Source organism: Niveispirillum lacus (genome assembly GCF_002251795.1).
GTDB classification, from domain to species: Bacteria; Pseudomonadota; Alphaproteobacteria; order Azospirillales; family Azospirillaceae; genus Niveispirillum; species Niveispirillum lacus.
This window is the reverse complement of the sequence record NZ_NOXU01000030.1, coordinates 602232-610971: the sequence shown is the minus strand read 5'-3', so window position 1 is coordinate 610971 and position 8740 is coordinate 602232. Positions and strand designations below refer to the sequence as shown.

Annotated in this window: 8 protein-coding genes and 3 tRNA genes; 7 read left to right on the top strand and 4 right to left on the bottom strand. The window is 62.8% G+C overall.

The features are described 5' to 3' along the window. The first annotated feature begins 256 nt into the window (after nucleotides 1–256). Nucleotides 257–721: a spore coat protein U domain-containing protein gene (locus tag CHU95_RS15720; RefSeq protein WP_094457218.1), complete on the top strand. Its 465-nt coding sequence runs from the start codon at nucleotides 257–259 to the stop codon at nucleotides 719–721. 100 nt (nucleotides 722–821) lie between these two features. Here the strand turns inward: CHU95_RS15720 and CHU95_RS15715 are convergent, their stop codons facing one another. From CHU95_RS15715 to CHU95_RS15705, 3 genes are all read right to left on the bottom strand, one after another. Then, entirely contained in the window at nucleotides 822–1199 is a 378-nt protein-coding gene (locus CHU95_RS15715; RefSeq protein WP_094457217.1) for an Mth938-like domain-containing protein, read from the bottom strand. A 48-nt stretch (nucleotides 1200–1247) separates the two neighbouring features. After that, nucleotides 1248–1322 (bottom strand) — tRNA-Asn (locus CHU95_RS15710). A gap of 97 nt (nucleotides 1323–1419) precedes the next feature. Continuing rightward, nucleotides 1420–1494 (bottom strand) — tRNA-Asn (locus tag CHU95_RS15705). Nucleotides 1495–1670: 176 nt separating this feature from the next. Here CHU95_RS15705 and CHU95_RS15700 point away from each other — a divergent pair. Further along, nucleotides 1671–2282 (top strand): NUDIX domain-containing protein, encoded by a 612-nt coding sequence (locus CHU95_RS15700; RefSeq protein WP_094457216.1) that lies wholly within the window; start codon nucleotides 1671–1673, stop codon nucleotides 2280–2282. A 135-nt stretch (nucleotides 2283–2417) separates the two neighbouring features. On the opposite strand, the gene CHU95_RS15695 is transcribed toward CHU95_RS15700, so the two are convergent. After that, nucleotides 2418–2491, bottom strand: a tRNA-Cys gene (locus CHU95_RS15695). A 231-nt stretch (nucleotides 2492–2722) separates the two neighbouring features. Between CHU95_RS15695 and CHU95_RS15690 the strand changes: the two genes are divergently transcribed. The 5 genes from CHU95_RS15690 (at nucleotide 2723) to CHU95_RS15670 (ending at nucleotide 8694) form a co-directional block, all read left to right on the top strand. Beyond that, on the top strand, nucleotides 2723–3388 hold the full coding sequence (locus CHU95_RS15690; protein WP_094457215.1) for a protein-L-isoaspartate O-methyltransferase family protein: 666 nt from the start codon (nucleotides 2723–2725) through the stop codon (nucleotides 3386–3388). 21 nt (nucleotides 3389–3409) lie between these two features. Continuing rightward, a complete protein-coding gene (locus tag CHU95_RS15685; protein ID WP_245838312.1) occupies nucleotides 3410–3742 on the top strand; it encodes a rhodanese-like domain-containing protein in 333 nt (110 codons plus the stop codon). A 2-nt stretch (nucleotides 3743–3744) separates the two neighbouring features. After that, complete coding sequence (locus CHU95_RS15680) at nucleotides 3745–5136, top strand: TolC family outer membrane protein (RefSeq protein ID WP_245838309.1); 1392 nt, start codon at nucleotides 3745–3747, stop codon at nucleotides 5134–5136. Between the two features lie 208 nt (nucleotides 5137–5344). Then, nucleotides 5345–5905, top strand: a complete 561-nt coding sequence (locus tag CHU95_RS23085; RefSeq protein ID WP_281255170.1) for a DUF2497 domain-containing protein — start codon at nucleotides 5345–5347, stop codon at nucleotides 5903–5905. Nucleotides 5906–6009: 104 nt separating this feature from the next. Continuing rightward, on the top strand, nucleotides 6010–8694 hold the full coding sequence (locus tag CHU95_RS15670) for a valine--tRNA ligase (protein ID WP_094457213.1): 2685 nt from the start codon (nucleotides 6010–6012) through the stop codon (nucleotides 8692–8694). Nucleotides 8695–8740 lie beyond the last annotated feature (46 nt).

Genomic DNA, 8740 nt, shown 5'->3' with positions numbered 1-8740 from the left:
GGCCAGGGCGGGTCGCTGACCAGCCAGATGGTCGTTGACCGCGCCAATGCCCAGTTCAACAAGAAGTCCGACCTGAAGGTCACGGTCGCCGCTTCCGATCAGTATATCGCTGGCGACTATGCCGATACTGTCACCGTCACCATCGCCGCCAAGTAATCATTGCACCCGCCGGCCCGTCCAAGGGCTGGCGGCGCTGTTTTGGCCCCGCCCGAAACCGGGCGGGGTTTTGCCTTAACCGCTGCCGGAGAGGTGCAGAATGCGCCGTTTGCTGGTTCGGGCCATTGCCGCCCTGCTCTTATCGACCACCGCCCTGATGCCGGCTGTCTGGGCGCAGGGGACAACGGGTACCATGTCGTTGCGCGGCAGCATGCCCATGTCATGCGCTATCGCCGTTCAGGATCTGGGCGTCACCTGGAACCTCACGGCGGGCGAAAGCTCCAAAACCGTGGGTTCGGTGACTGAAAGCTGCAATGCTGCCAGCGGTTATGCCATCAGCCTGTCGTCTGCCAATGGCGGCAAACTGAAAAGCGGCAGCAACGAAATCAGTTACACCGTCGATTACGACAGCAATGCCGGCAGCCTGACCAGCCAGATGGTGGTTCAGCGCGCCACCGCACAGTTCGGCAGAAAATCCGATCTGAAAGTTACGGTTCCCATTTCCAACCAGCATGTAGCTGGCGACTATGCTGACACTATCACCGTCACCATCGCCGCGCGCTGACGCAGCCCGCCGCCTGCTGCTGGCAGAAACCTGATCATACGGCCACAGTCCCCGGCTGTTGCGACGCCGTGCGCACCTCACCGGGGTGGAAAAACGATGATCACACCGGCAGCAACGCTGCGGCGACAAGCCTGCCTTCGGCCAGTAGCACATTGTATGTCCGGCAGGCTGCGGGACTGTCCATGATATCGACCACCACCCCTTGCTCCCGAAGCGCCCGGCGCAGGGCCGATGGCAGAAGCTGCATGCGGGCGCCCGACCCCAGCAGCAGCACTTCCGGCTTGGGTTCGGCCAACAGAACCGGCGCGAAATGATCGGGCGAGAGGCCGGCAAAATCGGCGACTTCCCAAGCGACGGTCTGACCGGGGAAAACAATGATCGCCCCGGCATAAAGCACATTGGACACCCGGAAATGCCCGGGGGCATAGGTGTCGATGACCTGACGGTCGGCGGGGATGATGGGGGTGATATCGACCATGCCGATCTGTTCCGGTAAGGGCCGCCATTGCGGCGACCAGGGTTGAAATGGCTCCCAGGGAGGGATTCGAACCCCCGACCGGGCGGTTAACAGCCGCCTGCTCTACCACTGAGCTACCTGGGATCAGGCCATTTTCAACGCCGGATCGACTTTTCTACGCGCGCCAACCGTGACCCTGAATGGACAGGGCCGGACGCTATGCACATCCGGCCCTGCCGATTGGCTCCCAGGGAGGGATTCGAACCCCCGACCGGGCGGTTAACAGCCGCCTGCTCTACCACTGAGCTACCTGGGATCAGTACACATGACGAGGCGCGTCATCGGCGCCGCATCGTGCGGTGGCCGGGCTTATAGCCAACCCGAAACAGGTTTGTAAACCCCTGTTTCGCATTTTGGCGCATTTTCTTGATGGGACTGGAAAATCCCAGCAATTCCAGTAGCCTGGACCCATGTCTTACCAGGGGGACACACATGCATGACCAGGACCAGGACAGCAATCCCTGGCGCACACTCAGCCGTGACCCAATCTATGAGAATCCCTGGATACAGGTCACGCACCACACCGTGTTAAAGCCCAATGGCGACCCTGGTATTTATGGGCTGGTGCATTTCCGCAATCATGCGGTGGGCGTGGTGCCGGTGGACCCGGCAGGTTTCACCTGGCTGGTCGGTCAGTACCGGTATCCGTTGCAACGCTACAGTTGGGAGATACCAGAAGGCGGCGTGCCGGCGGGTGAAGACCCCGCTGCGGGCGCCTTGCGGGAATTGCGGGAAGAAACCGGCCTGACGGCGGCGCGCCTGATCCCCATCATCGGCCGCGTCGCCCTCTCCAATTCTGTGAGTGATGAGGAAGGCACCCTGTATGTCGCCTGGGACCTGACCCAGGGGGATGCCGAACCCGACGATACCGAAGAATTGCGTCTGCGCCGGGTGAGGCTGCGTGACGCTTTGTCCATGGTCCTGGCGGGGGAGATTACCGACAGCCTCTCCATGCTGGCCCTCCTGCGCCTGCCGCTCCTGATGGAGGCCGCCGATACGCCAGAGGCGTTGCGGATGGCCTTGCGAGCGGGACTGGGGCCGTAGAGGAAACCGCCATTCAACGGCTGCACGGCACTTTTCGCGTCGGGCGGTCCCATAACACCGGGACCTCTGCCAATGGCGGCTGACCCGATCCGAAAACAAAAAGGCCCGCCACAGCGGGCAGGCCTTTTTGAAACTTGGAGGCACGGCCGGGAATCGAACCCGGATTCACGGATTTGCAGTCCGTTGCATCACCATTCTGCCACCGCGCCATCGGTGTTCCGGGGGCGTGCTGAAAGAAACGCCATCCGGGGTGGGGCCGGTATATAGACGGGTGATATGGGCGCGGTCAAGTGTCTGGCGTAAGAAATCCGCAACCGGTCTGCGTGGTGCAGCCGCAACATTGTGTTCCCCGCCCGGTGCGGATATATAGCAGCGTGGCCTGCCGTTGATCCTGCCGGGCCGCCTCACCCTTCCTATTCACCAGCGCGACAGATCCGTCCATGATGGCCCCCTCCGAATATAGCGCCGCCCGCCTGAACATGGTCGATGGCCAGATCCGGCCGAACAAGGTGACCGACCAGCGTGTGGTTGACGCCTTCCTGGCGGTTCCGCGCGATCAGTTTGTGCCGGATACGCTGCGCGGCGTGGCTTATGTCGACAAAAGCATCCCCGTTGCCAAGAACCGCTTCCTGCTGGAACCGATGGTGCTGGCCCGCCTGCTGAACGAAGCGAAGGTGGAGCCGACGGACATTGTGCTGGATGTCGGTACTGGCACTGGCTACTCGGCGGCCATCATCGGGCGCCTCGCGGCCACGGTGCTGGCGCTGGAGTCGGATGCCGGCTTGGCGGCACAGGCCAATCATGCGATGCAGACCCTTGGCGTCGATAACGCCGCTGTGGTGCAGGGCCCCTTGTCCGCCGGTTGGGCCAAGCAGGGGCCTTATAATGTCATCGTGGTACAGGGCGCCGTGGCGGCCGTGCCGCCGGCCCTCCTGGAGCAATTGGCTGAAGGCGGGCGTCTGGTCACCGTGGTTTTGCCGGAAAGCGGACAGGGCGTGGCGCGTCTTTATCAGAAGACCGGCGGTGCTGTGTCCGGCCGCGTCCTGTTTGACGCATCGGCTGCCCTGTTGCCGGGCTTGGAAGCCAAGCCCGATTTCCAGTTCTGATCAGTATAACGGAGCCTTCCTGTGCGCCCCATCACAGACAATGAGCTGACGGTGGAGGATTTGGCAGTCAGGCTTCGGGAAGAGGACGGGATCGTCGTGCTGGATGTGCGCGAACCCTGGGAAGTGGAACTGTGCAATATTGCCAACAGCATCCACATTCCGCTCGGGCAACTGCCGATGGCCGTGGCGGCATTGCCAGAGGACCGCGACATCGCGGTTCTTTGTCACCACGGCATGAGAAGCGCGTATGCCACACAATGGCTGCGCGGCCAGGGTTTTGACCGGGCCATCAATCTTGCGGGCGGAATCGACGCTTGGGCCCGGCGTATCGATCCGACCATGAAGGTGTATTGACCATGGACGCCAACCGTCTGACGCGGACCCCGACCAGCCCGAACCTGCGCCGCATGGCGCGTGCCGCTCTGCCGGCGATGGCCCTCGCCATTGGCCTGGGCTTGTCGCCGGCCCAGGCGCAGTCGCTGCCGGACGCGCTGGCCCAGGCCTACCAGTCCAATCCCACGCTGGACGCCGCCCGTGCCCAGTTGCGCGCCACCAACGAATTGGTGCCTCAGGCCAAATCCGGTTTCCTGCCGACGATCAGCGCTGATGGCAGCGTGGGCCGCAATGTGCAGAAGAATGGGCCCAACGACACCTACTGGACGGAAAAGTCGGTCGGCGCCGATATTGTTCAGCCGATCTTCCGCGGCGGCCGCACCGTGGCCTCGCTGAGCCGGGCGGAAGCGCTGGTCCAGGCGCAGCGCGCCTCCCTTCAGGCCACGGAACAGAGTGTGCTCCTCGCCGCTGCCCAGGCTTATTGCGACGTTGTCCGCGACGAAGCGGTGCTGGCGCTGACCATCAATAACGAACAGGTGCTGAAGCGGCAGTTGGAAGCGGCGAATGACCGGTTCCGGGTGGGTGAAATCACCCGCACCGATGTCAGCCAGTCCGAGTCGCGGCTGGCCCTGTCCATGTCCAACCGTATTGCTGCTGAAGGGGCGCTGAATGCCAGCCGCGCCACTTTTGCCCGCCTGATCGGGTCGCTGCCGCAGGGTGTGAAACAGCCGGCGGCTCTGACCGGTCTGCCCGCCTCGCTGGACGCCACCATCGCGCTGGCAGAACAGAACAACCCGCAGGTGCTGGCCGCCAAATTCTCGGAACGGGCGGCGGACAAGGCGGTTGATGTCATCGCCGGTGAATTGCTGCCGACCGTTTCGGTGGTCGGGTCTTACACCCGCACCTGGGACCGTCCTGGCACATTGGGTGATCTGGACAATGGTTCCATCGTGGCCCGCGTCACCATTCCGATTTACGAGGCGGGCGGTACCACGGCCCGTGTCCGTGAAGCGAAGCAGACGGCTTCGCAGCGCCGCATCCAGGTGGACGAAGCGGTGCGTGGTGCGCGCGAGACCGGCATCCGGGCCTGGGAAGCACTGAGCACGGCCCGTGCCTCCATCCAATCGCGTAATGAGCAGGTGCGTGCTGCCAATATCGCTCTGGAAGGCGTGCGTCAGGAAGCAACGGTCGGTTCCCGCACCGTGCTGGATACGCTGGACGCCGAACAGGAACTGCTGAACGCCCAGGTCGAACTGGTCCGTGCCCAGCGCGACGAGGTTGTGGCCAGCTTCCAGGTGATGTCCGCCGTCGGTCAATTGTCGGTGAGCAGCCTGGGTCTGGCTGTGCAGCCCTATGATGTGGAGGCGCATTACAACAGCGCATCCAGCAAGATCTGGGGTCTGTCCGCCGATTGATTCGGGTGGCATTTGTTAGGAATGGCTCTAGCAGGGGGAGGCCGGTTGGTCTCCCCTTTGCTTTTGCGGCCTCTATGCGGCTAATTCTTCAATGGCTTTAACAAGTTCGTAGAATTTTCCTGCGTTCTGCCCTAGGCTTGCCGTCGAATTCGTGGAAGGTCAGGTTACGCGCGAAATGGCCGACAAAGGGTCCTCACAAGAACCATCGATGGAAGAAATCCTCGCTTCCATTCGCAGGATCATTTCCGAAGATGGCGAGACGCCGGGCGAGGAGGCTGCACCGCCGCCGCCTCCCCCACCGCCGCCACCTCCCCCCCCACCGCCACCACCTCCCCCGCCTCCGCCGCCGCCACCACCACCACCGCCGCCGATGGCGATGATGATGGAACCGGAACCGGAACCTGATTTCGGGCCGGTAGAGGATGAACCGCTGGAACTGACCCAGATGGTTCAGGAGGAGCCGGAATATTACAGCCCGCCGCCCCCGCCCCGGCGTCCGCCGCCGGTGGATGATGGCGGTTTGATCTCCGATTATGCCGCTGACGCGGCCAGCCGTGCCTTTGCTTCGGGCCTGGCCGGTTTCCGTCGTGGCGGGCCCAGCCTGACCGGCGATGGCCCGATCGGTCGTTCCGACGTCACGTTGGAACAGATCGTTTATGAGATTGTGCGCCCGATGATCCGTGAATGGCTGGATGACAATCTGCCCAGCATGGTGGAACGCATGGTCAAACGGGAGATTGAACGGGTGGTACGGCGCGGCCTCGACTGACGCGCTTGCCTGCTTTGACGTGAACAAAAGGGGCGGCGCCTTGCTGGTGCCGCCCCTTTTCCTTTATCAACTTCCATCCCCTTACCCCGGAAGGTCCGGCCATCATGTTGGAAAAGACGTTCTCCCCCGCCGCGGTTGAAGCCAGCCACTATCAGCGTTGGGAGCAGACAGGCGCCTTTGCCGCGCATGTCGATTCGAACCAGACGCCCTATACCATCATGATGCCGCCGCCCAACGTAACGGGCAGCCTGCATATGGGCCACGCGCTCACCTTCACCTTGCAGGACATCCTGATCCGGTATCAGCGCATGCGGGGTAAGGATGCCCTGTGGCAGCCCGGTACCGACCATGCCGGCATCGCCACCCAAATGGTGGTGGAACGCAATCTGGCCAAGGAAGGGGTCAGCCGTCAGGATCTGGGCCGCGAAAAGTTCCTGGAAAAGGTCTGGGAATGGAAGGCCGAATCCGGCGGTACCATTACCACGCAGCTTCGCCGCTTAGGGGCTTCCACCGATTGGGCGCGTGAGCGCTTCACCATGGATGAGGGCTTAAACAAGGCCGTCCGCAAGGTGTTTGTGGAACTGTACCGACAGGGCCTGATCTATCGCGACAAGCGTCTGGTCAACTGGGACCCCAAGCTGCACACCGCCATCTCCGACCTGGAGGTCGAGCAGAAGGAGGTGAACGGCAATCTCTGGCACTTCCGCTATCCCATCGACGGGCAGGAAGGCCGCTACATCGTTGTCGCCACGACCCGGCCCGAGACCATGCTGGCCGATACCGCCGTCGCCGTGCATCCCGAGGATGAGCGGTACAAGGACCTGATCGGCAAGTATGTGCGCCTGCCCCTGGTCGGTCGCCTGATCCCTATCGTTGCCGACGACTATGCCGATCCGGAGACAGGGTCGGGAGCCGTGAAGATCACGCCCGCCCATGACTTCAACGATTTTGAGGTCGGCAAGCGCCACAGGCTGCCGCTGATCAACCTGCTCGATCGCGACGCCCGCATCGTTCAGACCTTCGAAGGCTACAAGCCCGATGCCAATGGTCGCCTGGAGGCTTTCAGCGAACCGGTGCCAGAGACCTATCGCGGTCTGGACCGCTATGAGGCGCGTAAGAAGGTTGTGGCCGATCTGGAGGCGCTGGAGCTTCTGGAACAGATCGTCCCGCACAAGATGACCCAGCCGCATGGCGACCGTTCCGGGGTGGTGATCGAACCCTGGCTGACCGATCAATGGTATTGCGACGCCGCCACGCTCGCCAAGCCGGCCATTGAGGCAGTAGAGACGGGCAAGACCGTGTTTGTGCCCAAGAACTGGGAAAACACCTATTTCGAATGGATGCGCAACATCCAGCCCTGGTGCATCTCGCGTCAGCTCTGGTGGGGTCACCAGATCCCCGCCTGGTATGATGCTGATGGCAATGTCTTCGTGGCGGAAACGGCGGAAGAAGCCCAGGCCCTGGCCGGAAGCGGTGTGGCCCTGACACGTGACAGCGACGTTCTGGACACCTGGTTCTCGTCGGCCCTGTGGCCGTTCAGCACGCTGGGCTGGCCGGAAAAGGTGCCGGAACTGGACCGCTATTACCCCGGCGACGTGCTGGTCACCGGCTTCGACATCATCTTCTTCTGGGTCGCCCGCATGATGATGATGGGCATCCATTTCATGGGCGATGTGCCGTTCAAGACGGTCTATATCCACGCCCTGGTCCGCGATGAGAAGGGCCAGAAGATGTCGAAGTCGAAGGGCAATGTCATCGACCCGCTGGAAGTGATCGACCAGTATGGCTGCGACGCCCTTCGCTTCACCCTGACAGCCATGGCGGCCCAGGGGCGCGACATCAAGCTGGCGGTGAACCGCGTCGAAGGTTACCGCAACTTCGCCACCAAGCTGTGGAACGCGGCCCGCTATGCCGAAATGAACCAGGTGGCGGCGGTGCCGGGCTTTGACCCGGCCGGGGTGAAGCTGACGGTCAATAAATGGATCGTGGGGGCCGTTCAGCAGGCCGCGTCCCGGGTCACCGATGCGCTGGATGCCTACAAGTTCAACGAGGCGGCGAACGGCATCTATCAGTTTGCCTGGAACAGCTTCTGCGACTGGTATCTGGAATTCACCAAGCCCATCCTGAATGGCGAGGATGAAGCGGCCAAGGCCGAAACCCGCGCCACCACGGCCTGGGTGCTGGACCGTATCCTGCACCTGCTGCACCCCGTCATGCCCTTCATCACCGAAGAGCTGAACGAGAAGCTGGGCGGTGCGGGCCAGACCCTGATCTCCGCCCCCTGGCCCCTGCCCCAGGCCACCCTGATCGATGCGGCCGCAGGGGACGAGATGGAATGGGTGGTGCGCCTGATCTCCAATATCCGTACCGTGCGTTCGGAAATGAACGTGCCCCCCTCGGCGCAGTTGCCGCTGCTGCTCAAGGGCGCGTCCGAGGTCACGCGCCAGCGTCTGGCCACCCACCGCGACCTGATCCTGCGCCTGGCCCGCCTGTCCGGCGTGGACGCCACTGCGGACGACGCACCCAAGGGCTCCGCACAGGCCATCCTTGACGAAGCCACCCTGATCCTGCCGCTCGCCGACTTCATTGATGTGGAGAAGGAAAAAGCCCGTCTGGCTAAGGAAATTGGTAAGCTGGAACAGGACATCGCCAAGATCGACGCCAAACTGTCGAACAAGAACTTCGTCGACAAGGCGCCGGAAGAGGTGATCGAAGAACAGCGCGACCGCCGGGCCGAAGCCGACACGGTGCGGGCAAAACTGGCCGAGGCGCTGACGCGGCTGGGGTGAGGGGCTGGGTGCACCCTGTGGGTTTCTGGGGTTTGAGGTGAGGAAG